The sequence below is a fragment of the Enterococcus sp. DIV1639a genome (genome assembly GCF_050530445.1).
Taxonomy (GTDB): Bacteria; Bacillota; Bacilli; order Lactobacillales; family Enterococcaceae; genus Enterococcus_B; species Enterococcus_B hirae.
In genome coordinates this window covers 2,280,915-2,302,168 of record NZ_CP172886.1, presented here as the reverse complement: position 1 = coordinate 2,302,168, position 21,254 = coordinate 2,280,915, and the positions used below count along the sequence as shown (strand labels likewise).

The following is a 21,254-nucleotide window of genomic DNA, read 5'->3' as shown; positions in this document are numbered from 1 at the left end:
AAAAATAGAAGCAGTGAGGATAAAACTTTCCAGCTTCATTGAGTTCACTGAATGAACCAAATGAATTGAATGAACCGAAATTCCCAAAAACTTTCTTGGTTTTTGTGGAATTTCGGTTTTTTTATCATAGTTTCTCGATAGGGGTGCAGGATCTAGCCATTGGTTATTTGAAAAAGTTTCTTAAAGTATTTGGCATAAATACAGTGTTCGAAAAGAAAAACTTTAAACTTAGAAACAAAACTTTTGTTCCCTCGCTTTTTTTTGTATAATGGAACTTGATGAAATGAGGGATAAAAATGGCAAAGAAAAAACGTCCTGCAAAGAAAAAGAAAAAGACGAAAAAGCAACAACAGCAGCAGGAACAACTTCTTGCGATCAGTATCGGATTTGCATTGATCTTATTTGCCGTATTTGGCTTTTTAAAACTAGGTTTTTTAGGTATTTTAGTGGCAAATGGTTTTCGGATCATTGCAGGGAACACTTATCAGCTTCTCTGTATATTATTAGCTATTTTAGGTTTTTGGGTCGTTGTAAAAAATACCGATTTTAAAATCGGAAAAAGCCGTCGGTGGTTTGGAGGCATTCTTTTTTACTTAGGAATTCTTCTCTTTTTACATGCCCATCTATTCGGAAAACTCCATAGTGGCGAACCAAACATTCTAGGAACCACTTGGGATCTGTTAGCAAGTGACATCCAGCATGCTCGAGTCAGCAGTAATGTTGGTGGTGGGATGGTTGGAGCAGCACTCTATAATTTTACGTATTTCTTGATTGCTCAACCTGGTAGTTACTTTGTTGCCATTTTATTATTAATAAGTGGTGCAATTTTATTTAGCAATATCGAAGGCTATCAATTAGTCAATAGCTTGCAAGTGATGGGAGAACGAATGCAAGAACTGCTGGAAGGAGATCCTGCAAAGCAAGCGAAGAAACAAGCGGCGAAAGAAGAACGGCAAAAGCAACGAGCGAAAGCACGAGAAGAGAAAAAATTAGCAGCAAAAGAAGCGGCAGAAGCTGAGATTGCTGAGCTGGAAAAACGTCGTTCCGCTGAACAACAAGCAAAGTCTGCGCCTTCTTATGAAAAAATAGCAGATGATGAACCCGAACAACTCAGTTTTGTACCGATCGATAGTTTTCAAGGAACTGTCCCATCTGCGACAATGGATATGCCAAAAGCAGAGCCAACGGTCACAACGCCTACTGCATCTGAACCGTTAGAAGCAGAGAGCTTAGAAGATGATGGGACAGCATTAGAATTTGAAATCGAAGCAGAGCAGGAAAATCAAGATTATGAGTTACCGTCAATCGATTTACTCGATTCAGTAAAAACGACGGATCAAAGTGACGAGTATAAAAAAATCGAGAAAAATATCGGAGTCTTGGAACAAACTTTTCAAAGTTTTGGCGTAGATGCGAAAGTCGTCAAAGCAAGTTTAGGACCCTCTGTGACAAAATTTGAAGTCCAACCAGCAGTGGGTGTCAAAGTAAGTAAAATCGTCAGTTTAACGGATGACATTGCATTAGCATTAGCGGCTAAAGATGTTCGGATGGAAGCACCGATCCCAGGTAAATCATTGATCGGAATCGAAGTACCGAATAGCAAGATCAGCATGGTGTCATTTAGAGAAATCATCGAAGCGCAACCCAATCATCCAGATAAGCTGTTAGAAGTGCCATTAGGAAGAGATGTTTCTGGGCGAGTCCAAACCGCAGACCTTTCTAAAATGCCTCACTTATTAGTAGCCGGATCGACAGGTAGTGGGAAATCGGTAGCTATCAATGGGATCATTACCAGCATTTTGATGCGAGCAAAACCCCATGAAGTCAAATTGATGATGATCGACCCCAAAATGGTGGAATTGAACATGTACAATGGGATTCCTCATCTTTTGACGCCAGTTGTGACTAACCCGAGAAAAGCTGCTCAAGCGTTGCAGAAAGTCGTTCAAGAAATGGAAGAACGTTATGAAAAATTCGCTGCTACTGGTGTTAGAAATATTACTGGTTATAATGAATTTGTCCAACAAAAAAACTTGGAAAATGGAACGAAACATCCTACCTTGCCATTTATCGTGGTGATCGTGGATGAATTAGCTGACTTGATGATGGTTGCCAGCAATGAAGTCGAAGATGCTATTATTCGTTTGGCACAAATGGCACGGGCAGCGGGAATCCATATGATTTTAGCGACCCAACGTCCAAGTGTGGATGTTATCACAGGGATCATCAAAGCAAATGTTCCTTCTCGTATGGCATTTGCAGTCTCTAGTGGAACGGACTCACGTACGATCATTGACTCCAATGGTGCGGAAAAGCTTCTCGGACGTGGGGATATGCTCTTCTTGCCAATGGGTGAAAACAAACCGATACGGGTTCAAGGTGCGTTTATTTCTGACCACGAAGTAGAACGAGTGGTCAACTTTGTAACAGATCAACAAGAAGCACATTATGAAGAAAAAATGATGCCTTCTGATGAAGTAGAATCAGGCGGTACCGCAGAACAACCACAAGATGAATTATTTGAAGAAGCTAAAGCACTTGTCATTGAAATGCAGACAGCAAGTATTTCATTATTGCAAAGAAGATTTAGAATTGGTTATAATCGGGCAGCACGCTTAGTCGATGAATTAGAAGCACATGGCGTAGTAGGACCTTCAGAAGGAAGTAAGCCAAGAAAAGTCTTCATTGAGCAAGTCGAAGAACCAATGGATATGATGCCAACGGATCACGAAACATAGAAAAAGTGCGTATGTGCTTGTCAGTTCTAACAATGAAACCGAAGAAACGCCAAAAGTAATTTTGGGTGTTCTTCGGTTTTTTTATGAGATTGATCACTTATTCATAAAAATCAAAAAAACGATAGCTAAAAAAGGAGGAGCATTCATAAACAGCCTAAGATTTGGTATCTTTGTTTTGTGAACTATTGCATTAGTTGTTAGAATCAGTTATAGTATGTAGCGATACTTTGAAAAAAAGAGGGAAACGATTTTGGAAAAACAATCCATTTATGGTTTAACAATCGAAGAATTAACCAATTGGTTTTTAGAAAACGGCGAAAAAAAATTCCGTGCCGCCCAAGTGTGGGAATGGCTTTATCAAAAGCGTGTCAAAGACTTCTCCGAAATGACCAACTTGTCAAAAAACTTGATAACAAAGTTAACGGATCAGTTTGTGATCAATCCGTTAAAACAAATAGTGGTTCAAGAAGCAACGGATGGCACAGTCAAATATCTATTTGAATTACCAGATAAAAATATGATCGAAACAGTCTTGATGAGACAAGAATATGGATTATCTGTATGTGTGACGACACAAGTCGGCTGTAATATTGGTTGTACTTTTTGTGCAAGTGGTCTGTTAAAAAAGAATCGAGATTTGACAGCTGGAGAAATCGTGGCACAGATCATGATGGTTCAACACTATTTTGATGAACGACAAGAAGGAGAAAGAGTGTCCCATGTGGTTGTGATGGGCATTGGCGAACCGTTCGACAATTATGATAATGTCATGAACTTCTTACACATCATCAATGATGCCAAAGGGTTGGCAATTGGCGCACGACACATTACTGTTTCAACAAGTGGTTTGGCAAATAAGATCAAAGAATTTGCTGATAATGGGTTGCAAGTCAATTTAGCGATCTCATTACATGCACCAAATAACGAGATTCGGACCTCCATCATGCGGATCAATCGGAGTTTCCCAATTGAGAAATTGATGGCTGCAGTAGATGAATATCTTGAAAAAACCAATCGACGAATCACGTTTGAATACATCATGTTGAATCAAGTCAATGATCGTCCGGAGCATGCACAACAATTAGCGGATCTATTAAAAGACAAAAAGAAATTAACGTATGTGAATTTGATCCCTTATAATCCAGTCAGTGAACATGACCAATACTCTCGCAGTCCTAAAGCAGATGTGCTGAAATTTTATGATGTATTGAAAAAGAATGGCATCAATTGCGTGATCCGTAAAGAACACGGTACAGATATCGACGCTGCGTGTGGTCAATTACGGAGTAAACAAATGAAAAAAGAAAAAGCAACGACTAAATAGCATTAGCTAATATCCAGCATCCATGGAGAAGAAACAACAAAGACGACAAAGCCTTATGCTTTGTCGTCTTTTGCTGAGTTTTCTTAGAACCTCAAATTACTGTTTGTTCTTGCGGTTCATCCCAATGCCATACAATATCCATGAGAGAACGAAACAGGATAATGCATACAGAATATCTTTTGTCACGTTCAAGACAGCGAGACTTGAGATGATTGATAATGATAAAAATATCAGAAACTTTCTATTATTCATTATACCAAACATTTGATACTCATTAAGCCTAAAGCAGCAACTACTACTGGGATGGTAAATTCGGCACCAGCTACTTCAAAAACAAGAGCAGCTATTTCTTGCCATGCTTTTTTCTGGATCAATGCCCATAATCCACCAGCAGTTAGACTCATATAGATCGTATCTCCTACATACTCTTTAATACTCTTGCCCATACAATCGGTAAAGCCTCTTCCATTTATAGAATCGATTTCATGCATGGAGCGTTCATTTTCGAAAAATTGCTTAAATAGATAATATGAATTTGAGTTAATTTGTTCAGGAAATTGTGATTCAATTCTAGTGAAATTAATTCCGATAACTTCACCAACACTATTTTTTATTGGTGCTTTTTCAAACATAAACGCTAGCTCTTTAGCAATTTTGTTGATTTCTATTTGCTTTTGATCCTCAGATAATAGGGGTAATCGATTATTTTTGATATCCATACTCAATTGTTTTTGAAATTCTTCAGGGGAAGTACTCTCGTTGGCATAAACAACTGTACCTGTACTAATCAGTAGACTTAAAACCATCAAAAATGACATTGCCAAACAAAAAAATTTTGAATTTCTTGATACATGTAATTCCATCTATAATCACTCTCCTATTTTTTTGGTAACAAGCACTTGTTGTAATAATCTTAATAGAATATACATATTTATACATTAAATCAGTATTTAATTTTTATTAAAATATAATATTTATATCATTTGTTTTTTAAATTTTTTTATTTTTAAATTAAATTTTTGTCAACTTTTATATACAATATTTCTTTATTATAATTATAAAAAATAACGAAATGTATTGAAATGTTGGGTCTGGTATTTATTTATTATAAGATGCTTATATGTATTTTTATTTATTTCGAGAGAGTTAAACATAAAAATTGATATTTCGTTTTCTATTATCTATTTAAAAAAGCAAAATTTTAAAGTAAATCGTTTCTGTTATGACCTCCTTCACGGCGTTCAAGAAGCAACTCCTCAGCAATAAGCGATGATTTTCTAAAATATGAGAAGCTATTTTAAAAAATCCTCTCTTATTTGCTCGGAGCTGAACGCTTCTTTCACGACCTTAAGCATAAACTTTTCTTTTTTCTTTCTAGTACTGCTAAAATAGGCAGAAAAGGGAGGGATAGCGATGATTATCAGTGAGTTTGATCGTGAGAATATTGTCTTGCGAGATCAGCTTGCAGATCTTTTAAGATTGACTTGGCCTGATGAGTATGGGACAGAGCCGATGAAAGAAGTCGAACAGTTGATGGTTCCAGAACGGATTGCTGTATCGGCGATTGAAGGGGAGGAATTGGTCGGTTTTGTTGGAGCGATCCCTCAATATGGCAAAACAGGGTGGGAGTTACATCCTTTGGTAGTAGCAAGCGCGCATCGCAAACAACAAATCGGGACACGATTGGTTTCCTATCTGGAAAAAGAAGTCGCTTCATATGGTGGCCTGGTCATCTATCTAGGGACAGATGATGTTGAAGGACAAACAAATTTAGTTGAAACGGATTTATTTGAAGATACCTTTGCAAAGTTACAAGAAATCAAAAATATCAATCATCATCCCTATACATTTTATGAGAAACTTGGCTATCAGATCATCGGTGTGATCCCAGATGCGAATGGGTGGAACCAGCCTGATATTTGGTTAGCAAAACGAGTGGCCAAAAGAGAGCCAACGGAATAAATTAAGACACTAATATTAGAGAAATGAACGATCCATTTTGTTCTCTAGTATTAGTGTTTTTTTGTTAGAATAAAAAATTATAATCTTTTTATGAGCTAAATCCGAACATTATAGCTGTTTTTACGATTTATTTTTTTTTGATGAAAATTATTTTATTTTTTTATCAAGTAGAAATAAAACCTTATAAAATAAGTGTATTTTCAGAAAAGAACAATAAATATTTCACTATAATGACATTATTTAAAAAAAAACCGAGAAAAAAGTATTGCTTTTTTAATAATTATTCATTAAACTCTTAAACAACTCAGAAAAAACTAATTATTCTGAAAATTTCGACAAAAGGGGTACGGGAAATGAAAAAGAAATGGGCATTTAGTGTTGTAGCCTTGAGTGGGCTGGTACTTGCAGGCTGTTATGGCGGAAGTGCAAATACAAAAAGTAGTAATTCAGCGAGTGGCAACTCTACAGATGGAGGCGGAGTATTCAATTTAGTCGTACCTCAAGAAATGCCAACAGCAGATTTATCTTTAGCAACGGATACAATTAGTTTCACTGCATTAAATAATGTGTATGAGGGAATCTATCGTTTAGATAAGGATAGTAAACCACAACCAGCAGGAGCGAGTGAACTGGCAGAAGTTAGTGAAGATGGGTTGACTTACAAGATCAAATTGCGTGAAGACGCTAAATGGTCCAATGGTGATCCAGTAGTTGCGGCTGATTATGTTTATGGTTGGCAACGTACAGTGGATGCTGCCACAGCTTCTGAATATGCGTATCTTTTTGCTCCAGTAGCGAATGCAGAAGAAATCACAGCAGGCAAAAAAGATAAATCAGAATTAGGAATCAAAGCAGTAGGCGATCATGAATTAGAAATCACATTAACGAAACAAACGCCATACTTCCAATATTTACTTGCTTTCCCATCATTCTTCCCGCAAAAACAATCAGTGGTGGAAGAAAACGGTGATGCTTACGCTTCAGCAAGCGATAAAGCAGTATACAATGGACCGTTTACCTTAACAGATTTTGACGGACCAGGGACAGATACTGAATGGTCATACAAGAAAAATGATAATTATTGGGATAAAGATGCAGTGAAGTTATCTGAAATCAAAGTTAGCGTGGTCAAAGAATCTTCTACAGCGTTGAATCTCTTTAAAGACGGACAAGCAGATGACGTCATCCTTTCAGGGGAACTCGCTCAACAAAATGCGAATGATCCAGCATATACGTCAGTCAAAGAAGCACGTACGAGCTATATTGAGTTGAACCAACGTGAAGCTGATTCACCATTTAAAAATGTCAACTTAAGAAAAGCTATTTCATACTCAATCAATCGTGATGCGTTAGTGAAACAAGTTCTAGGAGATGGCTCGGTTGTGTCAACTGGCTTGATCCCAGCGGACATGTCTAAAAATCCAGAAACAAATGAAGATTTTGCGAAAGAAGCAGGCAAACTTGTTTCTTACGATAAAGACAAAGCAAAAGAATATTGGGAAAAAGCGAAAAAAGAACTTGGCATTGATTCCCTTGAATTCAATTTGATGGCTTCAGATGATGATGCATCGAAAAAAGTGATCGAGTATATCCAAAACTCAATCCAAGAAAATTTAGATGGCGTAAAAGTTAAACCAACACCAGTCCCATTCTCCGTTCGTTTAGACCGTTCATCTTCAGGTGATTTTGATACTGTATTAGGCGGTTGGGCAGCAGACTATGCTGATCCAAGCAGCTTTACGGACCTATTTGTTGCAGGTAACTCTTATAACCGTGGGCAATGGAGTAATGCGGACTACGACAAAGTAGTAGATGACTCAGGGAATAAAGATGCGGGCGATGAGCAAGCACGTTGGGCGGATCTACAAGAAGCAACTAAAATCATGTCAGACGATATGGGTGTGATCCCAGTTTACCAAAAAGCAGAAGGACACTTAGTCAATGAAAAAGTCAAAGGAATTGTCCACCACGCTGCAGGAGCTTCATGGGATTACAAATGGACTTATGTAGAAGAATAGGCAAACATTAAGACAAAAAAAGCGGACTAGAGATTAAGGCAGTTGTCTTAATCTCTCTCCACTTTTTAAAGGTTACGTATCATAGAAACGAAAAAATCACCAGCACGATAGAAAGAGCAAGCAAGATTCCGGCAATGATCAGCCAAAAGGTATACATACCATAGCTGGCAGACGAGAGTGAAGAAAATTCTGGTTTTTTCTTGCGGTTTCTTGTTCGGGCTAAATAGATCGATCGTTGAAAATGATCAAAGAAACCCGAGGAAAAAACCCATAAAAATCCGCCGATAATCAAAAACGGCATCGCACATAAAAATAAATCATTTGATAATTGAGTGAGTGTTAGTTGATGATTCAAACTATTTTTTACAATAATCAGGAGAATCAAGACACCAGCAATCAGGTAGGGAAGAGACTTCTTTTTCATCAGTTTGCTCCTTTATCTTTGGTTCATTCATTAATAATGTAGCGAAACATTTGTCAGAAGTCAAAAGCTAGGGGGAAACATTAGTGAATAGTTATCTAAAATATGTATTGAAACGTGTCTTCTTTATGGCCATTACGCTTTGGTTGATTGCCACAATCACGTTCTTCTTAATGCAATTATTACCAGGAACACCTTATACCAACCAAGAGCGCTTGAGTCCTGAAACGATCGCTATGTTGAATCAACAAGTTGGACTGGATAAACCTGTGATCGTCCAATATGGTATTTACTTGTCAAATTTACTTCAAGGAGATTTCGGTATCTCTTTCCAATTTAAAAATCAGCCTGTTGCTCATTTATTAGCTGGTAGAGTAGGACCTTCATTACAACTAGGACTACAAGCGATTATTTTTGGAACAGTGATCGGTACGATCTTAGGAACGATTTCAGCAATGAAGCAAAACACTTGGGCAGACACTTCTTCCACGTTGGTTGCTATTTTGGGTCGCTCGATCCCTAACTTTGTTTTTGCAGTCTTATTACAATATATTTTTGCGATCCGCTTGCATGTACTGCCGATTGCTAAATGGGACGGCTTCATTTATACGATCCTTCCAACCATTGCATTGGCTATGTCACCTTTAGCCGATTCAGCTCGTTTTATCCGAACAGAAATGGTCGAAGTATTACACAGCGATTATGTGGAATTAGCGAGAGCCAAAGGATTAAGCCGTTGGGAGATCGCCTTTAAACATGGTCTTCGTAATAGTTTGATCCCGTTAATGACATTGTTAGGACCGTTAGCAGTTGCTTTGATGACTGGTTCGTTAGTAGTTGAAAATATTTTTGCCATCCCCGGTATTGGTGAGCAATTCGTTAAATCGATCACGACGAATGATTATCCAACGATCATGGCAGTAACGATCCTTTACTCATTTATGTTGATCTTTGTGATTTTAGTCGTTGACCTGCTGTATGGTTTAGTTGATCCAAGAATCCGTGTTTCAGAAGGGAGTCGAAGCTAGATGGAACTGATACCAAAACGTTATGAAACAATAGCAGATATTCCTGCAGATAAATTTCTTCCGCTACAAAAAAACACTGAAGAAGAACGAGAACAAATTGCAGCTCCATCGCTAAATTTCATTCAAGATTCTTGGCGACGTTTAAAGAAAAACAAAGCTGCAGTCGTTTCGATGATTTTACTATCAGTGATCATTTTGATCTCGATCGTTACGATCTTTGTTTCGCCACACAACCCAACGGCACAAAATATTGATTACATCAATTTACCCCCACGTATTCCAGGGTTAAATATCGATGGATTGAATGGAAAAGCGATGGTTGGTGGTGAGTTAGTCGATAAATATGCCCAAGCAAATGTTCCAGCAAATGTGAATTTCTTTTTAGGAACGGATGGTCTAGGACGTGATGTATTAAGTCGTCTATTCATGGGAACACGAATTTCCTTACTGATCGCTTTTATTGCTGCATTATTAGATGTGACGATCGGTGTTGCTTATGGGCTGATTTCTGGTCTGCTAGGCGGACGAATCGACAACGGAATGCAACGTTTCTTAGAGATCTTATCTGGGATTCCTAATCTGGTAGTCATGATTTTAATGTTGGTTGTTTTTGAACCAGGTATTTTTTCCATCGTGGCAGCAATGGCGATCACGAACTGGATTCCGATGGCTCGTATCGTTCGAGCGCAAACCCTGAAACTGAAAGATCAAGAATATGTGTTAGCTGGTATGACATTAGGTGAATCGAAATTGAAAATTGCCTTCAAACACATTTTACCGAACATTTCCAGTGTAATCATTATTCAAATGATGTTTAGTATTCCATCGGCAATTTTCTTTGAAGCCTTTTTAAGTTTCATTGGTTTGGGGCTAACGCCACCATCTGCTTCATTGGGAACAATGCTGAGTGATGGCTATAAAACTTTCTTGTACCTGCCATATCTATTATGGATCCCTGCGGCAACGTTGTCTGTTATCATGATCGGCTTCAATTTACTAGCTGACGGATTACGTGATGCCTTTGACCCTAAAATGAAAGAGTGAGGAATATGACAAAAGTTCTTGAAGTTAAAAATTTGCAAATCTCATTTGATACGTACGCTGGGAAAGTCCGAGCGATCCGCGGTGTCAATTTTCATTTAAACAAAGGCGAGACTCTAGCAATTGTTGGAGAATCTGGTAGTGGGAAATCAGTCACTACCAGAAGTATCATGAGATTGTTATCAAGTAATGCTACGATCGATTCGGGCGAGATTTTATTCAAAGGAAAAAATATTGTCGATCAATCAGAAAAAGCCATGCAAAAAATTCGTGGGAAAGAAATCGCAATGATTTTCCAAGATCCAATGACTTCTCTCGATCCTACGATGACGATTGGGAAACAAGTGGCTGAATCCTTGAGAAAACACAATAAAGTTTCGAAAAAAGAAGGACAAAAAGCAGCATTGGAATTACTAAACTTAGTCGGGATTCCTGAGGCTGAAAAACGGATCAACAGTTATCCTCACCAATTTTCAGGAGGACAACGGCAACGGATCGTCATTGCGATTGCGTTGATCTGTTACCCGGAGATCTTGATCGCTGATGAACCAACAACAGCATTAGATGTTACGATTCAAGCCCAGATTTTAGAACTGCTAAAAGAAATCCAAACGAAAATCGATACCTCGATTATCTTTATCACACATGACTTAGGTGTAGTAGCAAATGTAGCGGATCGGGTAGCGGTGATGTATGGCGGAAAGATCATTGAAGTCGGTACCTCGGAAGAAATTTTTTATCATCCGCAACATCCTTACACTTGGGGCTTGTTAGGTTCGATGCCGACCTTAGATAGTGCGAATGAACGACTTTATGCGATCCCAGGTTCACCACCTGATTTATTGAATCCACCTAAAGGCGATGCCTTTTATCCACGGAATGAATATGCCTTGCAGATTGATGCAGAAGAAGAACCACCATTTTTTGAATTATCAAAAACACATCAAGCAGCAACTTGGCTTTTAGCACCTCAAGCACCAAAAGTAGAGCCACCTGAAGAAATCAAACGTCGTTGGGCGATTTTTGAAGAAAAGCAAAAAGCGAATGGAGGGATGACGAATGCCAAAAAAACTGCTAGAGGTTAATGGTCTAAAACAATATTTCAATATTGGAAAGAAAAATGAAGTTCACGCAGTCAATGATATTAGCTTTCATATTTATGAAGGGGAAACCTTTGGCTTAGTTGGTGAATCAGGTAGTGGTAAATCAACCACTGGGCGGACAGTCATTCGCTTAAATGAACCGACCGATGGCGAGATTTTCTTTGATGGAAAAGATGTCACCAAGCTAAAAGGAAAACAAGAAATGGCTAAGTTTCGCCGTGAGGTTCAGATGATCTTCCAAGACCCTTATGCATCATTGAATCCCCGAATGAAAGTTCGTGACATCATTGCAGAAGGGATCGATGTCAATGGATTGGTCAAGTCTCCTGAAGAACGTTCAGAAAAAGTAGATGAGCTTCTTCGAACGGTAGGATTGAATCCGAGCCATGGTACACGTTATCCTCATGAATTTTCAGGAGGACAACGTCAACGGATCGGTATTGCACGTGCCTTAGCAGTTAACCCTCGTTTTATTATTTGTGATGAGCCGATTTCGGCTTTAGACGTATCGATTCAAGCACAAGTGGTCAATTTATTACAGGATCTGCAAAAACAACAACAACTAACGTACTTATTCATTGCTCATGATTTATCCATGGTCAAACATATCAGTGATCGGATCGGTGTCATGCACAACGGTCGTTTATTGGAAATGGGAACAAGTGATGAGATTTACCATCATGGCGTTCATCCTTATACGGAAAGTTTATTATCTGCAATTCCACTACCAGATCCCGATCATGAAAGACAGCGGAAAAGAATCAAGTATCAACCAGAACCAGAAGATGGGCAAAAACGGACATTAAGAGAAATTGCCCCAGAGCATTTTGTCTATGCGACAGAGCAAGAAGTGGCTTATTACGCAAAAAAATTGAAACGGCAAAAAGAAGCGAGCTTACTTGTGACGTCTTAGGAGGTAAGTGCTGATGCTAAAAGCCTTTAAATTCCGAATTTATCCCACGGCTTCACAAAAGCAATGGTTTGTTCAAAATTTTGGCTGTGTTCGTTTTACGTATAACCACTTACTAAAAGCCCGTCAGGAAAGCTACGCTAAAACAGGTGTCATCGATTATACACTGACTCCTGCTTCTTTAAAAAAGCAATATGATTTTTTAAAAAAAGCAGACAGCTTAGCGCTTGCGAATGCACAACTAAATCTAGATCGTGCGTTTCGTAATTATTTTAAAAAACGTGCCAGTTTTCCAAAATTGAAAAATAAAAAAAGTATGTGGCAGTCTTATACAACAAATAATCAAAAAGGCACAATTTATTTGAAAGATAAGTATCTAAAACTGCCAAAACAGAAAGAACTCATTCAGGTAAACCTCCATCGACCGATCGAAGGAGAGATTCGTTCAGCGACGATCTCCTCACGGTATAATGAAGCTTTTTATGTTTCTTTACTCTGTGAGGTTTCAGCGAAAGAAATAACAGAGTCTCGTCGTTGGATCGGTGTGGCTTATGATCCGCAAAAACTAATCGAGACATCCTCTCCAGTTGATGTACCATTACCATTGTTGAAAAAAACTGAAAAAGAAATGCAGCTGGCTAAGAGAAAATTAGGGATTAAGGGACGGGCAGCTCAGAAACGAAAAGCTCGTTTGGAACGATCGAAGAACTATCAAAAACAAAAGCGTAAAGTAATGGATCTTTATTTAAAACAAAAATTTCAAAAAGAAAATTATTTGGAACAGTTATCTGGCAAATTGATTCGTTATTATGACTATTTGTTTGTAGAAGCTGTCCCTAATGAAACTTTCTTGTCAGACTTCTCACTTCAAGATTGGTATAAATTAGTGACTAAGTTGAGGTATAAAGCAAACTGGTATAACAAAACGTTGATTTTGATCAATATGAATGAACAAACCGATCCTTTAGTGATTAAAAAAAGTCTAGAACTAGAAAAAATCGGGAAACAAGTGATTTTTGAATAAATGAACTGGTAGGAGCGCTAGGGATCGCCTTGTTGATAAAAAACACTTGCTGTTTTTGTTTCTAGGAATTTTCTTCTCAAGAAAAGCTCACTAATTATGATAAACCAAACAAGGAGGTAATGACCTTTCTGGCTAACCTCTAAAATAAGCCGAAGAATACCAAAAGCATTGCTTTTGTGTAATTCTTCGGCTTATTTATGAGAAGTATTTATCCATCAGATGGTCATTAATGGGTGATTGCTCAGGTATTAATGATTGCAGAAAAATCCAATAAAAATCTTTGGTATTTCAGCTTTCTGAAATCTTCATCTTATTCATAGTTTCCAGGCTTCAACTGATAAATCTTGGATGGACGACCAATTCCTACTGGTCGTTCACCAATTTCATCAAAATATTGCAGCATCGCTTTTTTGAAATTTGAATGATCAATCATTTTAAAATCGATCCCTAAAAACTTTGCAAATACTTTTCGGGCTTCTGTGATCGTAAAATCTTTACCTAATACTTGTAAGACTTGTGGTTCATGTTCCATTTTATTTGTCACTCGATTAAATGCTTTCGTAATGATCTCACTATGGTCAAATGCTAAAGTATCTTTGCCAGAAGATTCACTTGTCAGTAAATCTAAAGAAATAGCAACTTCATCACTCGTTAGATGGATTTTGTTTCCTTGGCGTGTCAAGGTAAACCATCGGACTTCTTCTGCATCGTCACCAGCAATCAACGGTTCTTCACCAATAAAAGCCAAGTAACTGACAGTCACGACCCAGCCTCGAGGGTCTCGGTTCGGTGTGCTGAAGGTGTGTAGCTGCTCAATATTTTCCTGAGAAATCACGACACCCGTTTCCTCTTTGGTTTCACGTAAGACACTTTCACCAGTGGATTCATTCTTTTGGACAAAACCACCTGGTAAAGCCCATGAATTTCGGTAGGGATGCCCTTTTCTTTGGATCAGTAAAATTTTTAACTGGTCTTCTTCCTTGTTGTAACACATCAACACGATATCAACAGTCAAAGAAGGTTTGTCATATTCTGGGCGTTCTTGCTTTTGATACCAGTCAAGAAAATCAGCTTCACTTGCTTCATGTTCATAATATAACTTTTCCTCTTCTTTAGAAGCAAATTGTTTCATCTTTTAACCTCCTGATGACGTTCTTGTTTAAATATACTTTTATCTTATTTTAGCAGACTCCAAAAAAAAACCAAAGTTTTCCTTGGAGAAAGACTTCTATACTTAGATAGGGAATAAAAACGGTAGGAGTAAATTGAAGAAGAAGAAAAGTAAATAGATTAGTAACAGTTTTCTATTTTCTTCACGAAGCGTTACATACCCACAAAAAATGATATAAAAATTGAGAACAAAACGAAAAACTTGGGTAAATAAAAGAAACTGATTCAAGCTTCCTTGGAGGTTAAAATAACCATATAATCGTATATAAAAATAGCTGAACAGCCAGTGTAACACTGAAAGCAGTGCAATACTGATTGTAAAATAAAGATGTTTTTTTTGCATAAAATTTCAGCCTTTCTTGGACAATGAACTGTCTATTAGTCGTAAACATAAACAACCTATTTCAGATCCACTTGCTTTTGGGTTGTTATAAAAAGGTTTATTTAGAAGGGAGAACGATGTATTCTTCCTATAAGCAGCTATTAAGTCGAAGCTATGTTTCGTCAAAATAAAACAACGGAACTGCTACAAGATTCCGTGACATTGTGAGAGATAACCTACATGTAAACATGCTGCTTACTAAAAACGAAACTTACTGATTCCCAGGTTTCTTCTCACACACTATTAATTATTATAGCATGTTTTACTAGGAAAATAATAAAGAGGAAAGGCATTTGTTAGAGGGTAGCGAAAAAATCGTCGCAGTCTTTTTGATTTATGGTATACTAGCAAGGAAATGAATTCGCATCATGCGATAAAGGAGGAAGAGCCCCATGGCAGAAAAGGAAACTTTTTATATTACGACGCCAATCTATTATCCAAGTGGCAAACTGCATATTGGTAATTCGTATACAACGATTGCCTGTGATGCAGTTGCACGTTATAAGCGATTGATGGGCTTTGATGTGTTTTATCTAACTGGGGTGGATGAACACGGTCAAAAAATAGAAAAAAAAGCAGCAGAATTAGGTGTTGAACCACAAGCCTATGTCGATAAGATGGCTGCGGATGTGAAAAAACTTTGGAAAACGCTGGATATCAGTTATGACAAATTCATTCGAACAACGGATGATTATCATAAAGCGGCTGTTCAAAAAATCTTTGATCGTCTAGTTGAACAAGGCGATATTTATCTTGGCGAATATGAAGGCTGGTATTCTGTTTCGGATGAAGAATTTTTCACTGAAACACAATTAGCAGAAGTTTATAAAGACGAAGAAGGAAATGTAATCGGTGGGAAAGCTCCAAGTGGGCATGAAGTCGAATTAGTCAAAGAAGAATCTTATTTCTTCCGTATGAGCAAATATGCTGATCGTCTTTTAGAGTATTACCAAGAGCATCCTGAATTTATCCAACCAGAATCTCGTAAGAAAGAAATGATCAATAACTTTATCAAACCAGGGTTAGAAGATCTTGCTGTTTCCAGAACAACATTTAGTTGGGGGATCCCTGTGAAAGACGACCCTAAACATGTCGTTTATGTTTGGATCGATGCGTTATCCAACTATATTACTGCATTAGGTTACGGCTCTGATGATGATAGCTTATTCCAAAAATATTGGCCGGCAGATGTCCATATGGTTGGAAAAGAAATTGTCCGTTTCCATACGATCTATTGGCCAATCATGTTGATGGCATTAGATTTACCGTTACCGAAAAAAGTCTTTGGTCACGGTTGGTTGTTGATGAAAGACGGAAAAATGTCTAAGTCAAAAGGAAACATGGTTTATCCAGAGATGCTAGTTGAACGTTATGGTCTCGATGCGTTACGTTACTATTTACTTCGTGCTGTTCCATTTGGTTCAGATGGCGTATTTACACCAGAAGATTTTGTTTCTCGGGTCAACTATGACTTGGCGAACGATCTTGGAAACCTATTGAATCGTACCGTTGCAATGATCAATAAATATTGTGATGGGATCGTTCCTGACTATGCTTCTTTAGTGACGCCTTTTGATAGTGAATTATCAACAACAGCTGCAAATGTCGTCGGACGATATCATGATGCGATGGAAAAAATGGAGTTCAATACGGCATTAGCTGAAATTTGGGTCTTGATTTCTCGTGCAAATAAATATATCGATGAAACAGAGCCATGGGTTTTAGTCAAAGACGAGGACAAGAAAAAAGAATTAGCGAGTGTAATGATCCATCTAGCAGAATCATTACGGATCACTGCGATCTTATTGCAACCGATCATGACAGAAACGCCAATTAAAATCTTTAATCAATTAGGACTAGACCCAGAAACGATGAATCTTCAAGGCTTGCACTTTGGCGAATTTCCTTCTGGAACAAAAGTGGTTGCTAAAGGTACACCAATTTTCCCACGGTTGGACATGGAAGAAGAAATTAGCTATATCCAAGCGAAAATGTCTGAAGGAACACAAACGAATGAAGAATCAGTGAAATGGGACCCCGAAGAAACTGAGCTTGTTTCAACTAAAGACAAACAAATCAAATTTGATGTATTTGAAAAAGTGGAATTAAAAGTAGCTGAAGTCATCAACTGTCAAAAAGTTGAAGGAGCAGATAAGCTATTGCAATTCCGTTTAGATGCGGGAGATAACCAAGACCGCCAAATTTTATCAGGTATCGCTGAATTTTATCCTGATCCAAGTGAATTGATCGGCAAAAAACTAGTGATCGTAGCGAATTTGAAACCACGTAAGATGCGTGGACAAATCAGTCAAGGGATGATTCTTTCTGCAGAAGCACCAGATGGCACGTTACAAGTAGTCGAAGCGCCAAAATCAATGCCAAATGGTTCAGAAATTGGGTAAGATGAACATCCATATGATTTAGGTCAATAATCAGTAAGCGTGAATGGTAAGCCAATCATCATAAAAAGTAGTGTAGTCAAATGATGTTGGTAAAGAATAATCTTAGAATAATTTGGACAGAAAGAAGAAATACTTCTTTCTGTCTTTTTTATTTGGTTGGTTTTATCCTGACGAATCATAAATCGTCGCAATAATTTTCCTTCTAACAAATGATCCTAGAGGGGACGACAAATGACAATGCGGATATTCTTCGGGCGTGTATTGAAGAGTATCTTTGCCAATCAATTAAATTTGCCATTATATTTTTTTGTTAAATCATTTACCTCGAAATAGATAGTTAGGTTTAGAATATTTAAAGTCCTTCGATAAGCTGAGTATAAGCCATTTTGAGTCCTCCTATGAATTGATTCGTCAAATTAATTCTAAAGGATTCCAGGTGTCTTTTTTACCCTTTTACATCATAAAAAAGATGTTGGCGAATTTCATCGACATCAAAGTTCATCTTGTTACAATTAAACTACCATGATATAATTTAAGTAGTGTATTTGTAACGAAAGAAGAGGTAAGTAAATGCAAGATAAATTGAAAGAATTGTTGGCTATTCGCGATGGAAATTTATCTATGAAGGAAGCCAGAAAATTTGGAATCGCAGCAACTACTGTACAAAGATTGGTGAATAAAGGAAAATTGATCAAAGTTGATCGTGGTTATTATGTAGAGGATGGTCATGGAATAGATGATTTATTTTGGCTTCAGCAACGATTTTCCAGGGGAATCTTTTCTCATGAAACGACTTTAGATATTTACCAGCTTTCTACGAATATGCCGAAATTCATTCATTTAACTTTTCCCCATGGATACAATGTTGATCGTTCAATTACAAAAGAGCAGCAGTTACAATTTCATTTCGTGAAGAAAGAAGTTTATGAGCTAGGAAAAGTAGAGGGAACTTCCTTCCAAGGGAATCCTATTACTATGTATGATAAAGAGCGTACACTTTGTGATATTTGGAATCCGAGATATGAAATTGAATACGAAATGAAATTAGCAGCATTAAAAGAGTACATGGAAGATCCATTGAGAGATCCGAGCAAATTAAGAGATTATATGACAAAACTACATGTAGAAAAAGAAATGAAATACCACATGCAAAGCTTATATTAATGGAGGGAAAAGATGACACCGACACAATTTGCATCAAAAACCAGAAATTTAGCAAAGAGTACAGGGCTAAATGCACAGTTAGTACAACGGCATTTTATGATGGATCGTTTAATTGAACAAATTTCTGAATCAAAGTACAAAAATGACTTCATTTTGAAAGGTGGCTTTTTATTAGGATCAAAATATGGAATCGATAGAAGGACAACAATTGATATCGACACGACATTTAGAAATAGCAAATTAACTGAAGAAAAATTGAAGAATATTTTTAATGATTTGATTAGGAAGCCCACGAAAGAAGGTATTGTTTTCTCTATTCAAGGAATGAAGGAAACAAGAGAAGCCGATTTTTATCCTGGATTTCAAATTAAATTGGTGGCTAATTTAGAGAAAGTGCGTGTGCCGTTTAAAATGGACGTGACAACAGGAGATTCTATTTATCCTGAAGTAGATACACACTATCACCAATTAATGTTTGAAGATAAAAAAGTGGAGATTCCAGCTTATCCAACAGAACAAATTATTGCAGAAAAGCTAAGTGCTACGTTCAGCTTTGGTACAGATAATTCGAGAGTAAAAGATTACTATGACTTATTTACCATACCAAAATTAGAAAATATTGATACGAAAGAGTTATATAAAAGTGTTCGAAATACATTCACAAAACGTGGAGATACCGAATCTTTGTCTTTTTATTATGAAAGAGAAATGGAAAAGATCAGAGGAAACGACTACTTGGAAGAACAGTGGGAAAAATATCGTTCAGTTAACACGTTTGCGAAATCCATTTCATTTACAGATACAGTCAACGAAATTGAGCACCTAATGAAAAGCATGATTAAAATTGAAAATTGAGAAACGAAGAGATTAAGCTGATAAATAATGTAACTTTAGAACGTATAGTACCATAACTAAGTTGAGCAATAGGAAATAAATCGCTAGTTAGTATTAGTACCAAATTGTGCTAAATTCTTATTTGGCAGCTATGTGAATCGCAAACTATTTTTACTATATATAATTCTAATGAACTGAAATATATTAAAAAAGATACACTTGGGAAATTTATTTCTTAGGAGGGGATTGTCATAAAGCAAATAGAGTTAGAAAAAATTGATACTACAGAAGCAGTAAAAATGTTTTCAAAATTAATTAAAGAAAAAAAGACATTTTTTTTAAATGGAACTTGGGGATCTGGAAAAACTGAATGTTTAAATATGGTAAGCAATCAAGCAGAAGAAAAAAATTTTATATTTTTAAAATTGTGGGAGTTGAAAGATGAGATTGTCGATAGTCATTCAAGAATGTCGTTTTGGACACACCGACATTTTTGAATGACTATTGACAGTATTTATCAAAATTAGGACTTATTAACTTGATTTTAAACTGACGAAATTAATAATAAATTAATTAGGAGAATAAGCGATATAAATATTTTTTAAGCGAGGGTATTCGATTAAATCGATAGTAAACACTCCATCGTATGGGATAAATTTATTTGATTTCAAAGATTTATTTTTTGTTTTATAGAGGCTAACTGTCATTTCGTCAGCACCACTTTCTACATAATACCCAGCTTCATTTCCTGTGATATGTAAAATAATTTTTAATTGATGGTCTTCAAGAAAAACTTCCTTTATTTCATGTTTCTTTAAGGTGGAAATTTCAGAATTTTTTGGAAGAACATCCTTAACAAAACTTATCGTAGGTTTTTTTGGATATAAAAGAAAAATGATAGTCCCAATAGCCACTAATAGTAATCCAGCCAAAATAACAGAGATCTTTTTTATCTTTTTTTTCTTTGTTAAATCATTATCCACGGCTTCCATTATTTTTTGATCTTCATTCAAAAGATAATCAAGAGATACACCTAAAACATTAGATATATCAATAATTGTTTGAATATCGGGATAATTTCTACCAATTTCCCAATTTGAAATCGCTGAACGACTTACATTTAACTGTTCAGCCAAATCCGCTTGGGTCAAATTCATTTTCTTCCTTTCTTGTTTTAACAGTTTTCCAAATTCCATAAAAACCTCCTATATTTCTTTTTCCTTTTTAATTATATTTAAACATAAAAAGAGGTACAATTAGTCAGAAATTGTGGAATATGACTATTATCATGATGTCACAGATTGTGACTTCATACAATCGAGATAACCAAGTTTTTGTAAACGATTTCAAAAGACGGAAAATAACAAAGCTGATATTTATGTAAAATGAATCAATTTTTAGGAGACTATTTTATAAATATGTAATACTTGTTCTAATCATATGATTAGCATTAAATAAACGAGGACGTCCATACGCCATTTTCTCTCTATTTTTTAGGTTGACACAATTAAGTTTTAAGAATATACTCTAAACGAATTGAATATTTCTTCGGGGCAGGGTGTAATTCCCGACCGACGGTGACGAGTTTACTCGAAGTCCGTGACCCACATTTTTGTGGTTGAGCCAGTGAGAATCTGGCACCGACAGTTAAAGTCTGGATGGGAGAAGAAAAATCGACTGAAGATCGGTTTTATTTGTATTAAAATCGATTATCTTTAGGTTTATTTAGTTAT

At 36.7% G+C, this 21,254-nt stretch carries 19 protein-coding genes and 1 riboswitch; of the genes, 13 read left to right on the top strand and 6 right to left on the bottom strand.

What is annotated here, in order from left to right; translation table 11 throughout:
• The first annotated feature begins 296 nt into the window (after positions 1-296).
• Together IGJ32_RS10545 and rlmN are read left to right on the top strand one after the other, a co-directional pair.
• Complete coding sequence (locus IGJ32_RS10545; protein ID WP_034700630.1) at positions 297-2,738, top strand: DNA translocase FtsK; 2,442 nt, start codon at positions 297-299, stop codon at positions 2,736-2,738.
• Positions 2,739-2,988: 250 nt separating this feature from the next.
• Complete coding sequence (gene rlmN / locus IGJ32_RS10540) at positions 2,989-4,062, top strand: 23S rRNA (adenine(2503)-C(2))-methyltransferase RlmN (RefSeq protein ID WP_010737151.1); 1,074 nt, start codon at positions 2,989-2,991, stop codon at positions 4,060-4,062.
• 251 nt (positions 4,063-4,313) lie between these two features.
• Here rlmN and IGJ32_RS10535 read toward each other — a convergent pair whose 3' ends face one another.
• Positions 4,314-4,925, bottom strand: a complete 612-nt coding sequence (locus IGJ32_RS10535; RefSeq protein ID WP_179299845.1) for a hypothetical protein — start codon at positions 4,923-4,925, stop codon at positions 4,314-4,316.
• A 550-nt stretch (positions 4,926-5,475) separates the two neighbouring features.
• Here IGJ32_RS10535 and aac(6') point away from each other — a divergent pair.
• Both aac(6') and IGJ32_RS10525 read left to right on the top strand, forming a co-directional pair.
• The gene (gene aac(6'), locus IGJ32_RS10530) at positions 5,476-6,024 is read left to right on the top strand and encodes an aminoglycoside N-acetyltransferase AAC(6')-Ii (RefSeq protein ID WP_081128496.1); all 549 of its coding nucleotides are present in this window, start codon (positions 5,476-5,478) and stop codon (positions 6,022-6,024) included.
• A gap of 353 nt (positions 6,025-6,377) precedes the next feature.
• On the top strand, positions 6,378-8,042 hold the full coding sequence (locus IGJ32_RS10525; protein WP_010720789.1) for a peptide ABC transporter substrate-binding protein: 1,665 nt from the start codon (positions 6,378-6,380) through the stop codon (positions 8,040-8,042).
• 79 nt (positions 8,043-8,121) lie between these two features.
• Here IGJ32_RS10525 and IGJ32_RS10520 read toward each other — a convergent pair whose 3' ends face one another.
• Positions 8,122-8,466 carry a DUF3899 domain-containing protein gene (locus tag IGJ32_RS10520; protein ID WP_010720788.1) on the bottom strand — a complete coding sequence of 115 codons (345 nt, stop codon included), beginning with the start codon at positions 8,464-8,466 and terminating at the stop codon, positions 8,122-8,124.
• 83 nt (positions 8,467-8,549) lie between these two features.
• On the opposite strand from IGJ32_RS10520, the gene opp3b reads away from it, so the two are divergent.
• From opp3b to IGJ32_RS10495, 5 genes are read left to right on the top strand one after another with little or no spacing between them, the layout of a single operon-like run.
• Complete coding sequence (gene opp3b / locus IGJ32_RS10515) at positions 8,550-9,491, top strand: oligopeptide ABC transporter permease (RefSeq protein ID WP_010720787.1); 942 nt, start codon at positions 8,550-8,552, stop codon at positions 9,489-9,491.
• Positions 9,492-10,535 carry an ABC transporter permease gene (locus IGJ32_RS10510; protein ID WP_010737155.1) on the top strand — a complete coding sequence of 348 codons (1,044 nt, stop codon included), beginning with the start codon at positions 9,492-9,494 and terminating at the stop codon, positions 10,533-10,535.
• A gap of 5 nt (positions 10,536-10,540) precedes the next feature.
• The gene (locus IGJ32_RS10505; RefSeq protein WP_010720785.1) at positions 10,541-11,617 is read left to right on the top strand and encodes an ABC transporter ATP-binding protein; all 1,077 of its coding nucleotides are present in this window, start codon (positions 10,541-10,543) and stop codon (positions 11,615-11,617) included.
• Positions 11,592-12,548: an ABC transporter ATP-binding protein gene (locus IGJ32_RS10500; protein WP_010720784.1), complete on the top strand. Its 957-nt coding sequence runs from the start codon at positions 11,592-11,594 to the stop codon at positions 12,546-12,548. The genes IGJ32_RS10505 and IGJ32_RS10500 overlap by 26 nt, the downstream gene beginning before the upstream one ends.
• A gap of 13 nt (positions 12,549-12,561) precedes the next feature.
• Positions 12,562-13,569, top strand: a complete 1,008-nt coding sequence (locus IGJ32_RS10495; RefSeq protein ID WP_034700625.1) for an RNA-guided endonuclease TnpB family protein — start codon at positions 12,562-12,564, stop codon at positions 13,567-13,569.
• Between the two features lie 310 nt (positions 13,570-13,879).
• Here the strand turns inward: IGJ32_RS10495 and IGJ32_RS10490 are convergent, their stop codons facing one another.
• A complete protein-coding gene (locus IGJ32_RS10490) occupies positions 13,880-14,701 on the bottom strand; it encodes an NUDIX domain-containing protein (RefSeq protein ID WP_010737158.1) in 822 nt (273 codons plus the stop codon).
• A 102-nt stretch (positions 14,702-14,803) separates the two neighbouring features.
• The gene (locus IGJ32_RS10485; protein WP_081128502.1) at positions 14,804-15,082 is read right to left on the bottom strand and encodes a hypothetical protein; all 279 of its coding nucleotides are present in this window, start codon (positions 15,080-15,082) and stop codon (positions 14,804-14,806) included.
• Between the two features lie 431 nt (positions 15,083-15,513).
• Here IGJ32_RS10485 and metG point away from each other — a divergent pair, with 431 nt between their 5' ends.
• Positions 15,514-17,523 (top strand): methionine--tRNA ligase, encoded by a 2,010-nt coding sequence (gene metG, locus IGJ32_RS10480; protein ID WP_342082130.1) that lies wholly within the window; start codon positions 15,514-15,516, stop codon positions 17,521-17,523.
• 23 nt (positions 17,524-17,546) lie between these two features.
• On the opposite strand, the gene IGJ32_RS10475 is transcribed toward metG, so the two are convergent.
• The gene (locus IGJ32_RS10475) at positions 17,547-17,714 is read right to left on the bottom strand and encodes a hypothetical protein (RefSeq protein ID WP_430610485.1); all 168 of its coding nucleotides are present in this window, start codon (positions 17,712-17,714) and stop codon (positions 17,547-17,549) included.
• A gap of 379 nt (positions 17,715-18,093) precedes the next feature.
• On the opposite strand from IGJ32_RS10475, the gene IGJ32_RS10470 reads away from it, so the two are divergent.
• The 3 genes from IGJ32_RS10470 (at position 18,094) to IGJ32_RS10460 (ending at position 20,018) form a co-directional block, all read left to right on the top strand.
• A complete protein-coding gene (locus IGJ32_RS10470; protein WP_010737159.1) occupies positions 18,094-18,687 on the top strand; it encodes a type IV toxin-antitoxin system AbiEi family antitoxin domain-containing protein in 594 nt (197 codons plus the stop codon).
• Between the two features lie 12 nt (positions 18,688-18,699).
• Positions 18,700-19,542: a nucleotidyl transferase AbiEii/AbiGii toxin family protein gene (locus IGJ32_RS10465; protein WP_034700623.1), complete on the top strand. Its 843-nt coding sequence runs from the start codon at positions 18,700-18,702 to the stop codon at positions 19,540-19,542.
• A gap of 278 nt (positions 19,543-19,820) precedes the next feature.
• Positions 19,821-20,018, top strand: coding sequence for a P-loop NTPase fold protein (locus tag IGJ32_RS10460; RefSeq protein ID WP_025480301.1), 198 nt, complete (start codon positions 19,821-19,823; stop codon positions 20,016-20,018).
• 72 nt (positions 20,019-20,090) lie between these two features.
• Here IGJ32_RS10460 and IGJ32_RS10455 read toward each other — a convergent pair whose 3' ends face one another.
• On the bottom strand, positions 20,091-20,717 hold the full coding sequence (locus IGJ32_RS10455; protein ID WP_342082129.1) for a helix-turn-helix domain-containing protein: 627 nt from the start codon (positions 20,715-20,717) through the stop codon (positions 20,091-20,093).
• 344 nt (positions 20,718-21,061) lie between these two features.
• Positions 21,062-21,195: riboswitch (FMN riboswitch) on the top strand.
• The last annotated feature ends 59 nt before the right edge of the window (positions 21,196-21,254 follow it).